The sequence below is a fragment of the Alcaligenes sp. Marseille-Q7550 genome, from assembly GCF_965112015.1.
On the sequence record NZ_CBCOPU010000001.1, the window covers coordinates 1,208,121 to 1,228,599 of the forward strand.

The 20,479-nt window shown below is 64.1% G+C and carries 12 protein-coding genes and 1 pseudogene; 6 read left to right on the forward strand and 7 right to left on the reverse strand.

Annotated features, from left to right (window positions below; all coding sequences use genetic code 11):
- Nucleotides 1-11 precede the first annotated feature (11 nt).
- Entirely contained in the window at nucleotides 12-1,310 is a 1,299-nt protein-coding gene (gltA, locus tag ACWPWO_RS05810) for a citrate synthase (protein WP_394064887.1), read from the forward strand.
- A gap of 499 nt (nucleotides 1,311-1,809) precedes the next feature.
- Nucleotides 1,810-2,760: an IS110 family transposase gene (locus ACWPWO_RS05815; RefSeq protein WP_454005135.1), complete on the forward strand. Its 951-nt coding sequence runs from the start codon at nucleotides 1,810-1,812 to the stop codon at nucleotides 2,758-2,760.
- A 635-nt stretch (nucleotides 2,761-3,395) separates the two neighbouring features.
- On the opposite strand, the gene ACWPWO_RS05820 is transcribed toward ACWPWO_RS05815, so the two are convergent.
- The 6 genes and pseudogenes from ACWPWO_RS05820 to lldR all read right to left on the reverse strand — a co-directional run bounded on the left by ACWPWO_RS05820 (nucleotide 3,396) and on the right by lldR (nucleotide 9,789).
- Nucleotides 3,396-3,839, reverse strand: coding sequence for a GlcG/HbpS family heme-binding protein (locus ACWPWO_RS05820; protein WP_454005137.1), 444 nt, complete (start codon nucleotides 3,837-3,839; stop codon nucleotides 3,396-3,398).
- Nucleotides 3,824-5,734: a TRAP transporter large permease gene (locus ACWPWO_RS05825; protein ID WP_454005139.1), complete on the reverse strand. Its 1,911-nt coding sequence runs from the start codon at nucleotides 5,732-5,734 to the stop codon at nucleotides 3,824-3,826. The genes ACWPWO_RS05820 and ACWPWO_RS05825 overlap by 16 nt, the downstream gene beginning before the upstream one ends.
- 44 nt (nucleotides 5,735-5,778) lie before the next feature.
- Nucleotides 5,779-6,785: pseudogene (locus tag ACWPWO_RS05830) on the reverse strand (TRAP transporter substrate-binding protein).
- Between the two features lie 232 nt (nucleotides 6,786-7,017).
- Nucleotides 7,018-7,770 (reverse strand): TSUP family transporter, encoded by a 753-nt coding sequence (locus ACWPWO_RS05835; RefSeq protein WP_454005141.1) that lies wholly within the window; start codon nucleotides 7,768-7,770, stop codon nucleotides 7,018-7,020.
- A 103-nt stretch (nucleotides 7,771-7,873) separates the two neighbouring features.
- The gene (gene lldD, locus ACWPWO_RS05840; protein WP_454005143.1) at nucleotides 7,874-9,013 is read right to left on the reverse strand and encodes an FMN-dependent L-lactate dehydrogenase LldD; all 1,140 of its coding nucleotides are present in this window, start codon (nucleotides 9,011-9,013) and stop codon (nucleotides 7,874-7,876) included.
- Nucleotides 9,010-9,789, reverse strand: coding sequence for a transcriptional regulator LldR (gene lldR / locus ACWPWO_RS05845; protein WP_454005145.1), 780 nt, complete (start codon nucleotides 9,787-9,789; stop codon nucleotides 9,010-9,012). The genes lldD and lldR overlap by 4 nt, the downstream gene beginning before the upstream one ends.
- 244 nt (nucleotides 9,790-10,033) lie before the next feature.
- Here lldR and ACWPWO_RS05850 point away from each other — a divergent pair, with 244 nt between their 5' ends.
- The gene (locus tag ACWPWO_RS05850) at nucleotides 10,034-11,803 is read left to right on the forward strand and encodes an L-lactate permease (protein ID WP_454005147.1); all 1,770 of its coding nucleotides are present in this window, start codon (nucleotides 10,034-10,036) and stop codon (nucleotides 11,801-11,803) included.
- A 67-nt stretch (nucleotides 11,804-11,870) separates the two neighbouring features.
- Here the strand turns inward: ACWPWO_RS05850 and ACWPWO_RS05855 are convergent, their stop codons facing one another.
- Complete coding sequence (locus ACWPWO_RS05855) at nucleotides 11,871-14,159, reverse strand: NADP-dependent malic enzyme (RefSeq protein ID WP_394064902.1); 2,289 nt, start codon at nucleotides 14,157-14,159, stop codon at nucleotides 11,871-11,873.
- A 521-nt stretch (nucleotides 14,160-14,680) separates the two neighbouring features.
- Between ACWPWO_RS05855 and ACWPWO_RS05860 the strand changes: the two genes are divergently transcribed.
- The 3 genes from ACWPWO_RS05860 to lpdA all read left to right on the forward strand — a co-directional run bounded on the left by ACWPWO_RS05860 (nucleotide 14,681) and on the right by lpdA (nucleotide 20,475).
- Entirely contained in the window at nucleotides 14,681-17,551 is a 2,871-nt protein-coding gene (locus tag ACWPWO_RS05860) for a 2-oxoglutarate dehydrogenase E1 component (RefSeq protein WP_454005150.1), read from the forward strand.
- Between the two features lie 34 nt (nucleotides 17,552-17,585).
- The gene (odhB, locus tag ACWPWO_RS05865) at nucleotides 17,586-18,797 is read left to right on the forward strand and encodes a 2-oxoglutarate dehydrogenase complex dihydrolipoyllysine-residue succinyltransferase (RefSeq protein WP_454005152.1); all 1,212 of its coding nucleotides are present in this window, start codon (nucleotides 17,586-17,588) and stop codon (nucleotides 18,795-18,797) included.
- Nucleotides 18,798-19,047: 250 nt separating this feature from the next.
- Entirely contained in the window at nucleotides 19,048-20,475 is a 1,428-nt protein-coding gene (lpdA, locus tag ACWPWO_RS05870) for a dihydrolipoyl dehydrogenase (RefSeq protein ID WP_454005154.1), read from the forward strand.
- Nucleotides 20,476-20,479 lie beyond the last annotated feature (4 nt).

The window sequence follows — 20,479 nt, forward strand, 5'->3', positions numbered from 1 at the left end:
GGAAAAAAGTGATGGAATTGTCAGACAAGAAAGCCACGCTATCTTTCTCCGACGGCAGCCCTGCAGTCGAATTCCCTGTCTACCAGGGAACCGTGGGCCCGGACGTGATCGATATCCGCAAGCTCTATGGTCAGACGGGTATGTTTACCTATGACCCGGGCTTCATGGCGACCGCTTCCTGCGAGTCGGGCATCACCTACATCGACGGCGACAAGGGCCAGCTGATGTACCGCGGCTACCCGATCGACCAGTTGGCGCAGAAATGCGACTTCATGGACGTGTGCTACCTGATCCTGAACGGCGACCTGCCCAATGCGGACCAGAAGCAGGAGTTCGACTCTCTGGTCACGAATCACACCATGGTCCAGGAGCAGATGCAGTATTTCCTGCGCGGCTTCCGTCCGGACGCACACCCCATGGCCATACTGACCGGTCTGGTGGGCGCGCTGTCGGCTTTCTATCATGACTCCACGGACATCACCAATCCTCACCACCGCCATGTCTCGGCCATCCGCCTGATCGCCAAGATGCCCACGCTGGTGGCCATGACCTACAAGTACTCGCTGGGCCAGCCGTTCATCTATCCGAAGAACGACCTGTCCTACACGGGCAACTTCCTGCGCATGATGTTCGCCAATCCTTGCGAAGACTACCACGTCAACGAAGTGGTGGAACGCGCTCTGGACCGCATCTTCATCCTGCACGCCGATCACGAGCAGAACGCCTCCACCTCCACGGTGCGTCTGTGCGGCTCCTCCGGCACCAACCCCTTCGCCGCGATCGCAGCCGGCGTGGCCTGCCTGTGGGGTCCTGCCCACGGCGGCGCCAACGAAGCCTGCCTGAACATGCTGGAAGAGCTGCAGGCCAACGGCGGCGTGGCCAAGGTCGGCGAGTTCATGGAGAAGGTCAAGGACAAGAACTCGGGCGTGCGCCTGATGGGCTTTGGCCACCGCGTCTACAAGAACTACGACCCGCGCGCCAAGCTGATGCAGGAAACCTGCAAGGAAGTGCTGACCGCCCTGGGCCTGGAGAACGATCCCCTGTTCAAGCTGGCCATGGAGCTGGAGCGCATCGCCCTGGAAGATCCCTACTTCGTCGAGCGCAAGCTGTACCCGAACGTGGACTTCTACTCGGGCATCGTGCAGCGCGCCATCGGCATCCCCACCTCGCTGTTCACCGCGATCTTCGCGCTGGCCCGCACGGTAGGCTGGATCGCCCAGTGGAACGAAATGCTGTCCGATCCGAACTACAAGATCGGCCGCCCTCGCCAGCTCTACGTGGGCGAGACGCTGCGCGACGTCAAGCGTTGAGAACCGCTTGTGGTCAGGTGTTTGGAGCCTTCCAGGCGCACTGACCGCAGGTAGTGGCAGCCGGGCTGCCAGTTCGGACGCCAAGTGCACCTTGAAGGTGCACTTTTTTTTGGGGTTCTTCGAGGTATTTCGGGGATTCCTCCATGTTTGGCAAGCCGTTTGGGCCAAGCGGAAAGAGGCTCAGGCCCTCGCGAGACAGGCCGGGGCGGGCCGGCTTGGCTGGGTCCTTCGCCCGCGCTGCGCGCGGGTTCCCTGGTCAGGATACTGGGGCGGGCGGGGCGTGAACTTGTATGGTTAAGGTGTCGGGGTGGAGGGACACTGTGAACTATCGGCCATCGCCGGACCGACACTGCGAGAACTCTCCTGCCCCACCCATCATCGTCGATAAGGAACTGAGCGGCGCTGTTCCTTGAACCGCGACCGCCGATCTGAACGCAAGTTAACGAGCCCGATGGCGTACACCCCGACATTGTTCATAATGCGCTCAGGAGGTGCTCCCATGCAAACGACTAGGCTTTATATCGGCGCCGATGTCGCCAAGGCTGACGTGGTCATCAGCGTAGCGGGCGAACGGCCCTGCACCATTGCCAACACGGCGGCTGGTATTACGCGCTGGTTAAAGACGGTGCCCGAACAGGCTCAAATTGCGATGGAGTCAACGGGCCGTTATCACGCCTTGCTGGCTCAGTTGGCTCATCTTCATGGCCTGACGGTGTTTATTCTGAACGCTCGCGACGTCTTTTACTATGCGCGGGCCTTGGGCAGCCGGGGCAAGACCGACAGCCTTGATGCCGAGGTGATTGCCCGCTACCTGCAAGAGCATCAATCCAGCTTGCAGGCCTGGCAACCGCTCAGCATCCAACAGCAACAGCTACGCCAGCTGCTGTCTCGTCGCGCTCAAGTCATCGCTCACCAGGGCGCCTTACGTCAGGCGTTTGCGGATGTGGATGTATCGGGTGTGGATATCCACGCGTTGCAGCAGGGGTTTGAGGCTGTTCTGGCTTCAATGGATCGGCCAATACAGCGCTTGATTGCCGGCGATCCACAGCTCGAACAGGGGTATCAACGCTTGCGCAGCGTCACGGGCATTGGCCAGCAGACAGCGTCCGTGTTAACGGAGCTGCTCAATCGTATCCCCTTCGCCAACGCGGATGCCTTGGTGGCGTATAGCGGATTGGATCCCCGACCCAATGACTCCGGGGCCAAACGAGGACGTCGCCGTATCAGCAAGCGTGGGCCAGCCCTGCTGCGCCGACAACTGTACTTGGCAGCGATGTCGGCGTGCCGTAGTACGGCATGTAAACCGCTGTATGAGGCGTATCGAGCTCGAGGCCTGGCGGGCACAGAGTCGATTGTGATTCTAGCGCGCAAGCTGTTGCGCATCGCCTATGCGGTATGGAAAAGCGGACAAGCCTTCGATCCATCCAAGTTATTGCCTAAAACGACTTGACCCAAACCATAGAACCTCGCAGGGTGATTCGTCCACTGGACGAATCACCAGCGCCCTGCTCGAGCAGCACGCCCCTTGCCTCCCGCCCCCGCATCCCGCCTGCGGCGAAGGCCCTGACTCGCCCGCCGGCCCGCCCCGGCCTGCCTCGCGAGAACGGCGCCGCTGTATTGGCCCAAACGGCGGGACGTCCGCGCAAGTCGTATGAGGCGTCAACCTCACATCCGCTGAGCCTTTCTGTTTGATGAATGATGCCTGTGGCCGGGTCGATGCCATCGGCATTTTGAGTCGTTCAAGGCGCGGGAGGATCGGCCGGGGCGGGTCGGATGGCTTGCCGCAGGCGGGGTGCGGGGACGGGGTGCAAGCGTCGTTCTGTTCGACGGCGGCGCTTGTTGCTCGCCTGGGAGGCGAGCAACCCGCCGGAGTTAACGACGCGCCCGGCCAGGCGCCCCGACCAGGGCACCGGCGCGCCGCGCCGGCAAGCCATCAGCCCCGTCCGACCTTCCCGCGCCTTGAACGGCGTCTTCAAAAAACCAGTTCGGCATCGACTTGGCAAATTGGCTCTCGGAATTCTTCGAAGAACCTTTTTTGCCTGGCCGGACGGGGGCTTCGTACCGGAGACCGACCAATCGTCTGCTTCAACCCAGCAGTCCCTGCGCATGGCGTATCGCGTCTCGGCACAGAGCTTCGTCGGCCTCCAGGCTGCGGCCGCTCACGCCCAGCGCGGCGATGCACTGCCCTTGCCAGAGCAGGGGCGCGCCGCCCGGCAGACTGCAATAGGCCGGATCCTGGAAGTCCTCCAGGCGCAGCGCTTCGCGCCGCAGACGCTCGGCCAGGGTCCGGGTTTCCGCGCCGAAGCGAGCAGCGGTGTAGGCCTTGGCCTGGGCGATGGCGATGCAGCGGACCGGCGCCTGGTCCATGCGCAGGAAATGCAGCAGCTCCCCTTGCCCGTCGCACAGGGACAGGCAGACGGGCGGGCCGCCGTCGGCTCGTGCCCGCTCCAGCGCCCATTGCAGAATTTGCCTGGCCGGCTCCAGCCCCAGGCCAGGCTGTGTCAGTATCCGGTTCAGCGCGTCAGCCACAGCGAGACCTCCGGCACATAAGTCACGAGCATCAGCACCAGCAGCATGATCCCCAGGAAGGGCAGGGCGGAGCGGGCGATCTTCTCGATGCCGATCTTGCTGATGCCGCTGGCCACGAACAGGTTCACGCCCACGGGCGGGGTGACGAAGCCGATCGCCAGGTTCATCACCATGATGATGCCGAAATGCACCGGATCCACGCCCATCTTCAGGGCCAGGGGCAGCAGCACGGGCGTGATGATGACGATGGCCGCCAGCGCCTCCATGAACACGCCGATCACCAGCAGCAGGATATTGATGAACAGCAGGATCAGGATGCGGTTGTCGGTCAGACTCAGGATCTGCCCGGCGATGAATTCCGGAATCTGCTCGATGGTCATGATGTTGCCGAACAGGGTCGCCATGGCCATCAGCAGGATGATGATGGAGGAGGTGACGGCCGATTCTATGGTGGCGTTCCACAGCCGGATCCAGGTGATCTCCTTGTAGACGAACATGCCCACCAGCAGGCCGTACAGCGCCGCCACCGCGGCCGATTCGGTGGGCGTCATGATGCCGCCGTAGATGCCGCCCAGAATGATGACGGGCACCAGCAGCGCCCACTTGGCGTCCCAGACGGCCTTGAGCAGGGCGGCGGGGGAGCGGTCGCCAGGTTCTCCGCGCCAGCCTTGCCGGCGCGAGATCAGGTAGGCCACCAGCATCAGCGCCAGGCCCATGAGGATGCCTGGAATGATGCCGGCCACGAACAGCTTGCCGATGGAGACCTGGCCGGATACGCCATAGACCACGAAGGGGTTGCTGGGCGGGATGATGACGCCGATGGCGCCGGCGCAGGCCACCACGGCGGCGGCGAAGGCCTTGTCGTAGCCGCGGGCGATCATGGCCGGGATGGTGATGGTGCCGATGGCGGCCACGGTGGCCGGCCCCGAGCCGCTGATGGCCGAGAAGAACATGCAGGTCATGATGGCGGCCAGGGCCAGGCCGCCGGGCAGGGAGCCGACCAGCTTGTCGGCTACGGCAAGCAGGCGGTTGGACAGTCCGCCCGCTCCCATGAACACTCCCGCCGCGATGAAGAAGGGGATGGCCATGATGGGGAAGGAGTCGATGGACACGAAGGCGATCTGCGCCAGGTAGTCCATGGGCAGGGTGCCGGCCCCCACTACGGTTGCCAAGGTGGCCAGGCCCAGGGAAAAGGCGATGGGTACGCCCAGGGCCACCAGTACGGCGAAGTAGCCGAACAGCAGCAGGCTGGCGTTCAGCTCGTCGTTCAGCAGCACGGGCAGGGCGAGCAGTACGGGCAGCAGCAGTCCGGCCAGCCAGTCCGTGGCGTTCAGTTCGGCGCGCATGCGCAGGATGTCCTGCGCGCAGCGTACCGCCATCAGGCCGAAGCCTATGGGCAGGATCAGGTAAGGAATCGCATAGCTGATCTGCAGGGCCGGCGTGGTCTGGGGAAACTGCATCTGCATCTGGATGTGCTCGGCGCCCATGTAGCACAGCAGGGCCGTCAGCAGCAGGCACAGCACGTCGATGGACAGCCAGAGGCGGCGCTGCCAGGCCGGGCTCAAGGCATTGTGCAGCACGTCCACGCGTATGCTCGTGCGGGTCAGGATGGTCAGGGAGACGGCCAGGTAGGAAATCCAGATGAAGATGTAGCGCGACAGCTCTTCCGTCCAACTGGCCCAGCCTATCATGGAGCGCAGCATGGCCAGCAGCCGGTCCGGGTCCATGATGGCTTCGAGCCAGGAGCGCTGGACGGGGTCCGTTGCCACATGGCTCAAGCTGGCCATCAGGTAGCGGAACAAGGTCTGATAGTTGATGATCAGTATCATCAGCAGCAGGCCGATGAACAGGAACGGCTTTTCCAGCGCATTCAGTCGGGAAGAGACAGGATTCATGGCGTTTTATCCACCAGGCGGAGCGCGGTGCGAAGCCGGCCTTGTTACTTTTGGGTATCGGTGACCAGTTGCACCAGTTCGGCGGGCAGTTTCTGCGCGTACTGCTCGTATACGGGACGAGTCAGGGCGCGCAACTGCTCCAGGTCGGCGGGCGTGGCGTCATGGATGGCGACGCCGGCCTGCAGGAATTCCTCGCGGGCTTTTTTCTCGTTCTCGGGGTAGTAGCGCTCGCGCTGGGCCTGCACAGCCTCCTGGGCGGATTCGCGGATGATCTGCTGGGCCTCGGGCGGCAGCTTGTCCCACCAGGCCTTGTTGGCCATGGCGACCTGCATGCCGTAGTTGTGGGCCGAGGTGATGGCGTACTTCAGAGCTTCATGATGCTTGGCGCCGGCCAGGTGGGGAAGGTATTGCCTTCGGCGTCTATGGTGCCCTGCTGCAGGGCCGTGTAGACCTCGCCCCAGGCGATGGGCGCGGGATTGGCGCCCAGCGCCTTGGCCACGTCCACCTCCACGGGCGAGTCCGTGGTGCGCATCTTCAGGCCGCGCAGGTCTTCGGCCTTGCCCAGGGGCTTGGCGGCCGACACGAAGTGACGATAGCCGTACTCGGCGTACATGATGGGTTGCAGGCCGATGCCGTTGGCGACCTTTTCGAAGTAGGCGTTCAGCGGGCCGCCCGGATCCATGGACTGGTAGAACTGAGCCTGCTTGGCGGGGGCAGTGATGTAGGGCAGGTCGAATACCTGGTACATGGTCGAGAAATTGGCCAGGTTGGGGGTGGAGCTGACGCCGATTTCCAGGGAGCCTTTCTGGGCTCCTTCGATCAGGACCCGGTCGCTGCCCAGCACGGCGCCTGGAAAGACCTGGACCTTGATCTTGTTGCCGGATTTCTCTTTGACCAGATCGGCGAACGTCTGGTAGGCCTGGGTGATGTGATTGCCCGGAGGGGCGGTATGGGCCAGGCGGAACTTGAGCGCGGGGCCGGTGTAGTCGGCGTGGCTGGGAAAAGCCGCCAGGCAGGCGGCCAGCGGCAGGGCGTACGTGAACGCTTTCATGTCAACCTCCAATATCGTTATGGATGCCTTGGCATCTATTTTTCACATTTGAAAAATGTGAAATACCGTTTTACGACATTAATGGTTCCGTTAATTGGAACTTGATCGGATATTGGCGGTGGGTAATAAGGCTGTCAATCAGATTTTTTCGAATTCAGAACTTTTCGTGCCGAAACTAGTGTAAACCTCTAGCCGACAAGGCACTGGTTGCAGGCCTTGGGGCCAGCGCGGCTCACAGCCAGGCTTTCAAGGCCGGCAGGCACAGGCTCACCCCTATCAATACCAGGATGAGCAGGGTCAGGCGTTGGAGCGTGGCCGGACGCACCGGCGGCGGGTGGCGCTGCGCCACCCAGGTGGCCGCCATGACCAGCGGCACGGCGATGGCGGCCGTCCACAACGCCTGTGTCTGCAGCGTGCCCTTGAGCAGCTCATGAAGGCAGCGTACGGCCGAGGTTGCCGAGAAGATCAGCAGCAACATGTGGCGTACGGTCGGAAATTCCAGGGGCTGCCGGTAGAGCTGGAAGATGATGGGCGGGCCGGGAATGCCGAACAGGCCGCCGCACAGGCCCGTCAGCACGCCGCTTGCGAAAAAGGAAGCAGCGCCCGACATGTGCGCGCGCACGGGCGACTTCAGGGAATAGGACACTCCGCTGTAGATGATGACCAGGCCCAGCAGGAACTCCAGCAGCAGGCTGGCCTGGCTGCTCAGGTAGTCCAGCAGCATCAGGCCGGCCACGGTGGAGGGCACCACGCCGGCCAGCACGGCGCGGGCGGCGGGCCAATGGATCAGGTGGCGCTTGCCGCGCAGGGCGACGGTGCCGTTGACCACGGTCAGCAGGCTGATGACGGTCGCCAGGAAGGCGACCGGGGCGAGCTTGAGCAGGCTGCTCAGCCCGATGACGATCATGGCCAGGCCAAAGCCGGTGACGGTCTGGAAATAGGTGCCCAGCCCTATGATCAGGGCGATCAGCAGCGTGGTCGGCATGGACTCGGTCGGGCTCGCAAATTACTTTAGGTGATTAATATTTAACCTATTGTAAAGAATCGCCGGGTCCCTGGCTTGGTCCAGCTTGCGGGAGGAGCTGGGCTCAGGGCAGCGCCGCCAGGCAGTCTCGTCCGACCTGGGACAGGCTGCGCGTGCCGGTCAGGGTCATGGCCACGCGCAGCTCTTTTTCCATCAGCTCCAGCAGCAGGGATACGCCCGCGCCGCCCGCCGCCGCCAGGGCGTAGACGAAGGGGCGGCCGATCAGCACGCCCCTGGCGCCCAGGGCCAGCATGCGCAGCACGTCCAGCCCGTTGCGTACGCCCGAATCGGCCAGGATGCTCAGGTCGTCCTGGACGGCGTCGGCGATGGCCGGCAGCGCGCGCGCCGAGGACAGCACGCCGTCCAGTTGCCGGCCGCCATGGTTGGACACTACGATGCCGTCGGCGCCGAATCGCACGGCTTCGCGCGCGTCTTCGGGATCCAGTATGCCTTTGATGACCATGGCGCCGGGCCAGAAGTCCCGTATCCACTGCAGGTCCTTCCAGGAAATGGAGGGATCGAAGTTGGCGCCCAGCCAGCCTATGTAGTCCTCCAGTTGCACGGCCCGCCCCAGATAGCGGGAGACATTGCCCAGGTCATGCGGCCTGCCGCGCAGCCCCACATTCAGCGACCAGTGCGGACGCCGCAGGGCCTGGCCGTAGCGCCGCAGCGCGGCGCGCGGGCCGCTCATGCCCGAATGGGCGTCGCGATAGCGGGCGCCCGGCACGGGCATGTCCACGGTGAACACCAGGGTGGAGCAGCCGGCCGCCAAGGCCCTTTCCAGCACGCTTTTCATGAAGCCGCGGTCGCGCAGCACGTACAACTGGAACCACATGGGCCGCCCCATGGCCGGCGCCACTTCCTCGATCGGGCATACCGATACCGTCGACAGGGTGAACGGGATGCCGTGGCGGTCGGCGGCCCGGGCCGCCTGGACTTCGCCGCGGCGAGCGTACATGCCGGTCAGGCCCACCGGGGCCAGCGCCACCGGCATGGACAATTTCTCTCCGAACAGCTCCACGCCCAGATCCAGGCTGGACATGTCGCTGAGCACGCGCTGGCGCAGCGCGATTCCCGACAGGTCCTGCACGTTGCGGCCCAAGGTCTCTTCGGCGTAGGCGCCGCCGTCGATGTAGTGGAACAGGAAAGGGGGAAGGCGACGCTGCGCCTGGGCGCGGAAATCGGTCGGAGAGGAAATGATCATAGTTGCGATAGATGGCTGTTGAATCGGGACACGCGCTGTTCGCGGGCATTGTTTTCTTCCGAGAGCCGCACCTTGGCCTGAACGTGGTCCAGGTGGCGGGTGATCCGGTCGCGCGCCAGATCCGCCTCGCCCTTGAGGATGGCGTCCATGACGGCCTCGTGCTGCTGCGTGAGCAGTTCCACTTCGCGCGCGTTGTCGAACTCGAACATGGCACGGCGATTCTCCTTGACGGTGGAGAAGACCAGCTGGAACAGCCCGTTCATGATCTGCAGCAGCACCACATTGTGCGAGGCCTGGGCGATGGCCAGGTGGAACTGGGCGTCGGCGCGGGCGGACAGTTCGGCGTCCTGGTTCTGCTGGTGGCGCACCATGATGTCGAAGCAGTGGCGGATGCGGTTCTTGTCGGCTTCGGTGGCGCGCCGAGCGGCGTGCCAGGCGGTGCTGGCTTCCAGCGCATGGCGCGCCTCCAGCACGTCGTAGCGGTACAGGGGATCCTGGCTGATCAGCTCGCCCAGCGGGGCGATGCTTTGCGCCGGCCAGTTCATCAGGTCGGTCTCCTGGCCGTAGGTGCCTCCGCCGCGGCGCGTCACCAGCAGTCCCTGCGACTTCAGGGCGCGCAGTGCCCCGCGGATGGGCACGCGAGATACCGCCAGCCGCTCGGCCAACTGGCGCTCGGATGGGATCCGGTCGCCGGGCTGCAATTGCTGTTCGTCGATCAATTGCCGGATCTTCTCGGCGACCTGATCTGAGAGGCGGGTACTCGAAAGCGTAGTCATAGTGATTTTCCAGGCAAAGTGGTATTACCACTTGCGGCATTGAAGTTAATTATAAGACTAAAAATGGGGATTTCAGTAAGGGTTATTTCCAATAAGGCTGAAGTGGTAATACCGCTAATATTCTCCGACCAAAGGAAAGAAGGGGAGGCGGCGCCCTCCAGGCGCCCGGCCGCGAGCCGGGGCCGCACAAGGAAGAAGCGTCCGCCGCCCAAGAAACGTGCTATCCACACGAAGGAGAAAAGGGATGAGTCTTGTGTATACCCTGCTGGCCCTGGCGCCATTGGCAGTCGTGTTCCTGTTGATGGTGGTGATGGGGCGCTCGGCCACCCTGTCGATGGGAACGGCCTATGTCGTGACGGCGGCCCTGGCCCTGCTGGTATGGGGCAGCCAGGCCACGGTCGTGGCGGCGGCCACCATCAACGGCGTGGTGACGGCCCTGACGCTGCTGTTCATTGTATTTGGGGCTGTGCTGCTTTTGAATACGCTCAAGGTGGGCGGCGCCCTGGCCGCCATACGCCAGGGCTTCATGGACGTGTCGCCCGACCGGCGCGTGCAGGTCATCATCGTCGCCTGGCTGTTCGGTTCGCTGATCGAGGGTTCGTCGGGCTTCGGCACGCCATCGGCCGTGGGCGCGCCCCTGCTGCTGGCTCTGGGCTTCCCGGCCATGGCCGCCGTCATGGCGGTGCTGGTCATCCAGTCCACTCCCGTGTCCTTCGGCGCCGTGGGCACGCCCATGCTGGTGGGCGTGCGCTCGGGCGTGGACAACAAGGCCGACGTGGCGGCGGCGATCGCCCCCATGCAGCCCATGGAGTATCTGCAGCAGATCGTGGAGAACGTGGCCCTGCTGCATGCCTTGACCGGTTTCGTCGTTCCCTTGCTGCTGTGCGGACTGCTGACGCGCTTCTTCGGCGAGCGGCGCTCCTTTGCCGAGGGGCTGGGAGCCTGGAAGTTCGCCCTGTTCGCGGGCGTGGCCTTCACGGTGCCGTACTACCTGATCGCCGTGGTGCTGGGACCCGAGTTCCCGTCCATGCTGGGCGCCATGGTGGGACTGGTGATCGTGGTGACGGCGGCCCGCAAGGGCTGGTTCCAGCCAAGCCAGACATTTGATTTTCCGGATCGTCGCCAATGGCCTTCGCATTGGCTGGGTACAGTCAATATGGACGATGCTTCCCGGCAAGGACCGCGTTTTTCCGTGCTGCGCGCGTTCTCGCCCTATGTGCTGGTCGTGCTGCTGCTCATCCTGACGCGCACCGTGCCGTCGGTAAAAGCCTGGCTGACGGGACCTGACGCCACCCTGAAGGTGGATGGCATCCTGGGCACGGGCATATCGGCCTCCGCCCAGCTGCTGTATTCGCCCGGCGCCATCCTGATCCTGGTCTCGCTGGCCTGCATCGCCATCTTCAGCATGAGCGGCAGGCAGTACATGGCGGGGGTCAAGGACTCGCTGCGCACCATGGGCAGCGCCGCTCCCGCCCTCCTGCTGGCCGTGCCCATGGTGCAGGTCTTCATCAACTCGGCCGCCGCCGACGGGTCGATCGCCAGCATGCCCCTGGTGCTGGCGCAGGGCGCCGCGGCAGCCGCCGGACAGGCCTGGCCCACCATCTCGCCCTGGGTGGGCAGCCTGGGGGCCTTCATTGCGGGCTCCAACACGGTCAGCAACATGATGTTCGCCTACTTCCAGTTTTCCACGGCGCAGCAGATCGGCCTGAACCTGGATCAGTCGGCCGTCGTGGTGGCCTTGCAGGCCGTGGGCGGCGCGGCCGGCAACATGATCTGCGTGCACAACGTGGTGGCCGCGGGCGCGGTCGTGGGCATGCTGGGGCGCGAAGGCGAGATCGTGCGCAAGACGCTCATCCCCATGGTCTACTACGTCATCCAGGCGGGCCTGATCGGCCAGGCGCTGATCACCGGCTCCATGCTGTGGTGGGTGGCGGCGGCCGTCTGGCTGGCCGTGACGCTGGGCGGATTGAGCCTGTCGCGGGGCCGCCAGGGCGCGGCGGCGCTGGCAGCCTGAGCATCGCAGTAAAAGAACAGCGGCCCTTCGGGGCCGCTGTTCTTTTGTCGGACGAAAAGCGTAGGGCTTAGCCTTGGGCTTCGATCTGCGCGTCCACCACGGCCAGGGCCGTCATGTTCACGATGCGGCGCACGGTGGCGCTGGTGGTCAGGATGTGCACGGGGCGTGCGGCGCCCAGCAGGATGGGACCCATGGCCACACCGTTGCTGCCCGTCATCTTGAGCATGTTGTAGGTGATGTTGCCGGCGTCCAGGTTGGGCGTGATCAGCAGGTTGGCCGCGCCGCGCAGCGTGCTGTCGGGGAAGGCCTTCAGGCGGATCTTCTCGGACAGGGCGGAGTCGGCGTGCATTTCACCGTCCACTTCCAGGTCGGGGGCGCGCTCGGCCAGGATCTGGCGGGCCTTGGCCATCTTGCGGGACGACTCGGTCTGGCGGCTGCCGAAGTTCGAGTGCGACAGCAGGGCGACGCGGGGCACCACGCCAAAGCGCTTGACTTCCTCGGCGGCCTGGATGGTCATGTCGGCGATCTGCTCGGCCGTGGGGTTCTCGTTGACGTGCGTGTCGCAGACGAACAGCGTCTGGGTGGGCAGCATCAGGACGTTCATGGCGGCGAAGGTCTGGGCGTCCTGCTTCAGGCCGATGACCTGCTCGACGTAGTTCAACTGGCTGTCGTAGTTGCTGGCCACGCCGCACAGCATGCCGTCCGCGTCGCCGCGTTGCAGCAGCATTACGCCGATCAGCGAGTTGTGCTTGCGGATCATGGCCTTGGCGATGTCGGGGGTGACGCCTTCGCGGGCCTTGAGCTTGTAGTAGGCGGTCCAGGTTTCCGTGAAGCGGGCATCGTCCTCGGGATCGACGATCTCGATGTTCTTGCCGGCTTCCAGGCGCAGGCCGGCCTTCTTGACGCGCATCTCGATGACGCTGGGGCGGCCGACCAGAATGGGCTGGGCCAGCTTTTCGTCGATGACGGTCTGCACGGCGCGCAGGACGCGTTCGTCTTCGCCGTCGGCGTAGATGATGCGCTTGGGCGCGGACTTGGCCTGCATGTACAGGGGGCGCATCAGCGGGCCGGTGTGGTAGATCATGGAGATCAGCTTCTGGCGGTAGGCTTCCATGTCCTCGATGGGACGGGCGGCCACGCCGGAATCCATGGCGGCCTGGGCCACGGCGGGAGCGATCTGGACGATCAGGCGGGAATCGAAGGGCTTGGGAATGATGTAGTCAGGACCGAAGCTCAGGTCCTGGCCGGCGTAGGCGGTGGCGACTTCATCGTTCTGCTCGGCCTGGGCCAGTTCGGCGATGGCCTTCACGCAGGCCAGCTTCATTTCCTCGTTGATCACGCTGGCGCCCACGTCCAGCGCGCCGCGGAAGATGAAGGGGAAGCACAGGACGTTGTTGACCTGGTTGGGGTAGTCCGAGCGGCCGGTGGCGATGATGCAGTCAGGGCGGGCGGCCTTGGCCACTTCAGGGCGGATTTCGGGTTCGGGGTTGGCCAGGGCCAGGATCAGGGGCTTGTCGGCCATGGTCTTGACCATGTCGGCGGTCAGCACGCCGGGGGCCGAGCAGCCGAGGAACACGTCGGCGTCCACGCAGGCGTCGGCCAGGGTGCGGGCGCTGGTGTCCTGGGCGTAGCGGGCCTTGTTGGCCTCCATGTTCTCTTCGCGGCCTTTCCAGATGATGCCGCGCGAGTCGGTCACGTAGATGTTTTCGCGCTTCACGCCCACGGCGACCAGCAGGTCCAGGCAGGCGATGGCGGCGGCGCCGGCGCCAGAGCAGACCAGCTTGACGTCGCCGATGTCCTTGCCGACCACCTTCAGGCCGTTGATGACGGCGGCCGAGGAGATGATGGCGGTGCCGTGCTGGTCATCGTGGAAGACGGGGATGCTCATGCGCTCGCGCAGCTTCTTTTCGATGTAGAAGCATTCGGGCGCCTTGATGTCTTCCAGGTTCACGCCGCCGAGCGTGGGCTCCAGCGCGGCGATGATGTCCACCAGCTTGTCGGGATCGTTTTCGTTCAGTTCGATGTCGAACACATCGATGCCGGCGAATTTCTTGAACAGGCAGCCCTTGCCTTCCATGACGGGCTTGGCGGCCAGCGGGCCGATGTTGCCCAGGCCCAGCACGGCCGTGCCGTTGGTGACCACGGCCACCAGGTTGGAGCGCGAGGTGTACTTGGCGGCGGCCTCTTCGCCTTCGGCATGGATGGCCATGCAGGCCGATGCCACGCCAGGCGAGTAGGCCAGGGACAGGTCGTCCTGGTTGGCCAGGGTCTTGGTCGGGACCACCGAGATTTTGCCGGGGGTGGGATACGCGTGATAGTCCAGCGCAAGTTTGGCCAGATCGGCGTTGGCATCCATTATGGTAAAGCTCCTGAGTGTATTTTTTTGGCGTAAAAATGACAGTAATTTATAAGAAATCTAAGCGCTGGATAGATGCTGATTTGTTATAGCCAGCATATGCCATGTCTGCGCCCGGGTGCGGCGCATGACCTCGTGGGCCGATGGGTCGGGAGGCGGCGCCTGAAGAGAAGCTGGCGGCGGCTTGGATTCCGAGACTATTTAGCATATCGGAATTTTCCGCCCGTGTGGGGCGGCGAGGAGCGGCAAGTGCGGATTTTTGGCTCTTGGGACGAGCCTCGGGCAAGCCCCGTCCGAACGGGGGTGTTTGTTAATGCCAACGGTCTTGGAGGCGGGCGAAGCATTTTGGATCTCAACAATTGCGCCTTCTGTCCGCGGCGTTATACTAGAAAACATACGGCTTGTATAAGGCGTCACACGTTGCCTTCTGCTCCGCTATCCGCTAACCGGCGTGGCCGTGTCGCGGAAGGTTTTCCTGCATCTCAACACGAGTGAAGCACTCGGATAGGTGAAGCGTAATAATGTCATCGCAAAAAGAACTGCAAAGTAACTCCTATTTGTTCGGGAGCAATGCTCCCTATGTCGAAGAACTCTACGAGTCCTACCTCGACAATCCAGGTTCCGTCGCCGACCAATGGCGCGACTACTTCGATCAGCTGCAGCACCTGCCCGCCACCGCCGGCCGCGACACCACTCGTGACCAGGCCCATGCCCCCATCGTCGAATCCTTCGCCCAGCGCGCCAAGGCCAATGCCTTCCTGACCCGCTCCCAGGCCCCGGATCTGGCCGTGGCCATGAAGCAGGTCTCCATCCAGTCCATGATCGCCGCCTACCGTGCGCTGGGCGCGCGCATCGCCGACCTGGATCCGCTCAAGCGCTCCGAGCGCCCCAACTTCCCCGAGCTGGATCCGGCCTTCTACGGCCTGACCGAAGCCGACCTGGACCAGGTCTATTCCGCCACCAACACGTACTTCACCAAAGCCGACACCATGACGCTGCGCGACATGCTCAAGGCCCTGCGTGACACGTACAGCCGTTCGGCGGGCGCGGAGTTCATGCACATCTCCGATCCGGTGGCCAAGCGCTGGATCCAGCAACGCCTGGAATCCGTGCACGGCACGGGCACCTTCACGGTGGATCAGAAGCGCCACATCCTGCAGCAGCTGACCGAGGCCGAAGGCCTGGAACGCTTCCTGCACACCAAGTACGTGGGCCAGAAGCGTTTCTCGCTGGAAGGCGGCGAAAGCTTCATCGCCTGCATGGACGAGGTCGTCAACCACGCCGGCGAGAACGGCGTGCAGGAAATCATCGTGGGCATGGCCCACCGCGGCCGCCTGAACATGCTGGTCAACATCATGGGCAAGATGCCCGGCGACCTGTTCGCGGAATTCGAAGGCCGCCACGCCGAAGGCCTGACCGACGGCGACGTGAAATACCACAACGGCTTCTCCAGCGACCTGTCCACCCGCGGCGGCCCGGTCCACCTGTCCCTGGCGTTCAACCCCTCGCACCTGGAAATCGTCAACCCCGTGGTTGAAGGTTCGGTGCGCGCCCGCCAGGATCGCCGCAACGACGAGGAAGGCAGCCAGGTCCTGCCCGTGCTGGTGCACGGCGACGCGGCCTTCGCCGGCCAGGGCGTGGTCATGGAAACCCTGAACCTGGCCCAGACCCGCGGTTACGGCACCGGCGGCACGCTGCATATCGTCATCAACAACCAGATCGGCTTCACCACCTCCGATCCGCGCGACACGCGTTCCACGCTGTACTGCACGGACGTGGTCAAGATGATCGAAGCCCCCGTGTTCCACGTGAACGGCGACGATCCCGAGGCCGTGGTCTTCGTGACCCAGCTGGCCCTGGACTACCGCCGCGAATTCAAGCATGACGTGGTCATCGACATCGTCTGCTTCCGCAAGCTGGGCCACAACGAGCAGGACACCCCCTCGCTGACCCAGCCCCTGATGTACAAGAAGATCGGCATGCACAACGGCACGCGCAAGCTGTATGCCGACAAGCTGGTCGCCCAGGGCGTGCTGTCCGAGAACGAGCCCGAAGACCTGGTCAAGTCCTATCGCCAGCTGATGGAAGACGGCAAGCGCACGGTCGAACCCGTGCTGACCGACTACAAGAACAAGTACGCCACCGACTGGTCCGCGTTCCTGAACGCCAAGTGGACGGACCACGCCGACACGGCCCTGCCCATCTCCGAGCTGACCCGCATCGGCGAGAAGCTCACCACCATTCCCGAAGGCTTCACGGTGCACCCGCTGGTGAACCGCCTGCTGAACGACCGTCGCGCCATGGCGCGCGGCGAAGCCAACGTGGACTGGGGCATGGGCGAACATCTGGCCTTCGCCACGCTGGTGAACAACGGCTACGCCGTGCGCATCACCGGCCAGGACTCGGGCCGCGGCACCTTCACCCACCGCCACGCCGTGCTGCATGACCAGAAGCGCGAGCGCTGGAACGACGGCACCTACATTCCCCTGCAGAATGTCTCCGAAGGCCAGGCCAGCTTCACCGTGATCGACTCCGTGCTGTCCGAGGAAGCCGTGCTGGCTTTCGAATACGGCTATGCGTCCGCCGAACCCAACATTCTGACCATCTGGGAAGCCCAGTTCGGCGATTTCGCCAACGGTGCCCAGGTCGTGATCGACCAGTTCATCACCTCCGGCGAAGCCAAATGGGGCCGTCAGTGCGGCCTGACCCTGATGCTGCCTCACGGCTACGAAGGCCAGGGTCCCGAGCACTCCTCCGCCCGCATCGAGCGCTTCCTGCAGCTGTGCGCGGACAACAACATCCAGGTGGTGCAACCCACCAACGGCGCGCAGATCTTCCACGTGCTGCGCCGCCAGATGATCCGCCCCTTCCGCAAGCCTTTGGTCATCATGACGCCGAAGTCCTTGCTGCGTAACAAAGACGCCACTTCGCCACTGAAGGACCTGGCCGAAGGGCATTTCATGCCTGTCATCGGCGAACGCGACGAATCCATCGTCGCCTCCGCCGTCAAGCGCGTCCTGGTCTGCTCGGGCAAGGTCTACTACGACCTGCTGCACGCCCGCAAGGAACAGGAACGCAACGACGTCGCCATCATCCGTGTGGAACAGCTGTATCCCTTCGCCCACAAGTCCTTCCAGGCCGAGCTGCACAAATACGCCAACGCCAAGGAAGTCATCTGGGTTCAGGACGAGCCGCAAAACCAAGGTGCGTGGTTCTATGTTCAGCATCACATCTACGAGAACATGACCGAAGGTCAGAAGCTGGGTTACGCCGGTCGTCCCGCTTCCGCATCGCCTGCCGTCGGTTACCTGGCCAAGCACCAGGAACAGCAGAAGGCCCTGATCGAACAGGCCTACGCTCCTCGTGGCAAAGGCTTCATGCTGACCAAGTAAGCACCCCAAATTTTTAAAGACGGAAAATACAATCATGGCAATTACCGACGTTCTGGTCCCTCAACTCTCCGAATCCATTTCCGTGGCCACGCTGCTCGAGTGGAAGAAGCAGCCTGGCGAAATGGTCCAGGCCGATGAACTCCTGATCGCAGTCGAAACCGACAAGGTGGTCCTGGAAGTGCCCGCCCCGGCCTCGGGCGTGCTCAGCGAGATCGTCAAGGCCAACGGCAGCACCGTGACCTCCGGCGAAGTCCTGGCCCGCATCGATTCCGAAGGCAAGGCCAGCGCCGCCGCGCCAGCCGCCGCCCCTGAAAAGGCGGCTGCGCCCGAAGCCGCTCCTGCCGCCGCTCCCGCCGCTTCGGTGTCGTCCGTGGCCTCGCCCGCCGCCGCCAAGATCCTGGCGGAAAAGGGCGTGGACGCCAGCTCCGTGGAAGGTTCCGGCCGCGGCGGCCGCATCACCAAGGGCGACGCCCTGCAGGCCGGCGCGCCTGCCGCCGCCAAGCCCGCCGCCGCTCCCGTGGCGCCTCCCACGCTGTCGCTGGACGGCCGTCCCGAGCAGCGCGTGCCCATGAGCCGCCTGCGCGCCCGCGTGGCCGAGCGCCTGCTGCAGTCGCAGTCCGAAAACGCCATCCTGACCACGTTCAATGAAGTGAACATGCAGGCTGTCATGGACCTGCGCAAGAAGTACAAGGACCAGTTCGAGAAAGAGCATGGCGTCAAGCTGGGCTTCATGTCCTTCTTCGTGAAGGCCGCCGTGGCCGCCCTGAAGAAGTACCCCGTGCTGAACGCCTCGGTCGATGGCAAGGACATCATCTACCACGGCTACTTCGACATCGGCGTGGCCGTCGGCAGCCCGCCCGGCCTGGTGGGGCCCCTCCTTCGCAACGCCGACCAGCTCTCCATCGCCGAGATCGAACAGCAGATCGCCGACTTCGGCGTGCGCGCCCGCGACGGCAAGCTGACCCTGGAAGAAATGACGGGCGGCACCTTCTCGATCTCCAACGGCGGCGTGTTCGGCTCCATGCTGTCCACCCCCATCATCAACCCGCCGCAGTCGGCCATCCTGGGCATCCACGCCACCAAGGATCGTCCCGTCGTGGAGAACGGCCAGATCGTGATCCGTCCGATGAACTACCTGGCCATGTCCTACGACCACCGCATCATCGACGGCCGCGAAGCCGTCCTGGGCCTGGTGGCCATGAAGGAAGCGCTGGAAGATCCTCAGCGTCTGCTGTTGAACGTCTAAGCACGCTGTAACCTGCGCTTCGTATTTTCATCGCCGGGCCTTCCCCAAGATGAAAAGCCCCCCTCAGTTGGGCGTCCAGCAGGCTTTGGCCTGTGTTGCGTAGGGTGTTTTTACGGCCAAGTGCTTGATTCCGAGCCTTGGCCGATCCTGTTTCATGAAGGGCCCCCGGGGCGCCGGCGCGACCGGCCCGATTGCTTCCCGCCCAGTCGAAGGGCGGTCCCGGAAACCCTTCCACTTCTATGGAATTCTCATGGCAAAACAGTTTGATGTCGTTGTTATCGGCGCCGGTCCCGGCGGTTACATTGCAGCCATCCGCGCCGCCCAGCTGGGCATGAGCGTGGCCTGCGTGGACGCCTGGTCCACCACGGACGGCAAGCCGGCCCCCGGCGGCACCTGCACCAACGTCGGCTGCATTCCTTCCAAGGCGCTGCTGCAATCGTCCGAGCATTTCGAACATGCCAACCTGCACCTGGCCGACCACGGCGTCGAAGTCAAGGGCGTTTCCCTGAACCTGGACAAGCTGCTGGGCCGCAAGGACACGGTGGTCAAGCAGAACAACGAGGGCATCCTCTATCTGTTCAAGAAGAACAAGGTCAACTTCTTCCACGGCACCGCCTCGTTTGGCGCCAAGGTCGACGGCGGCTGGTCGGTCAACGTGGCCGGCGCCAATGCCGAAGAGCTGGTCGCCAAGAACGTCATCATCGCCACCGGCAGTTCGGCCCGCGCCCTGCCTGGCGCCGAGTTCGACGAAGAGCAGATCCTGTCCAACGACGGCGCGCTGCGCCTGCCCAAGGTGCCCAAGAAGCTGGCCATCATCGGCGCCGGCGTCATCGGCCTGGAGCTGGGCAGCGTCTGGCGCCGCCTGGGCTCGGACGTCACCATCCTGGAAGGCGCGCCCGAATTCCTGTCCGCCGTGGACCGCGACGTGGCCAAGGAAGCCCTGAAGGCCCTCACCAAGCAGGGCCTGAAGATCAATGTGGGCGTGAAGGTCGGCGAGATCAAGAAGACCGCCAAGCAGGTCAGCGTCAGCTACGTGGACGCCGCCGGCGCCGAGCAGAAGCTGGACGCCGACAAGCTGATCGTATCCATCGGTCGAGTGCCCAACACGGCCGGCCTGGGCGCCGAGACCATCGGCCTGAAGCTCGATGAACGCGGTTTCGTGGTCGTGGACGAGGACTGCGCCACCAGCCTGCCCGGCATCTGGGCGGTCGGCGACGTGGTGCGCGGCCCCATGCTGGCCCACAAGGCCGAAGAGGAAGGTGTGGCCGTGGCCGAGCGCCTGGCCGGCCAGCAGCCGCACGTCAACTTCGACACCGTGCCCTGGGTCATCTACACCTCGCCTGAAATCGCCTGGGTGGGCAAGACCGAGCAGCAGCTCAAGACCGACGGCCGCGCCTACCGCGCCGGCAGCTTCCCCTTCCTGGCCAACGGCCGTGCCCGCGCTCTGGGCGACACCACCGGCTTTGTGAAGGTGCTGGCCGACGCCAAGACCGACGAGGTCCTGGGCGTGCATATCGTCGGCCCAGTGGCCTCCGAGCTGGTGGCCGAAGCCGTCGCCATCATGGAGTTCCGCGGCGCCGCCGAAGACATCGCCCGCATCTGCCATGCGCACCCCCCCTTGTCCGAAGCCGTCAAGGAAGCGGCCCTGGCCGTGGACAAGCGCGCGCTGAACTTCTGATAGA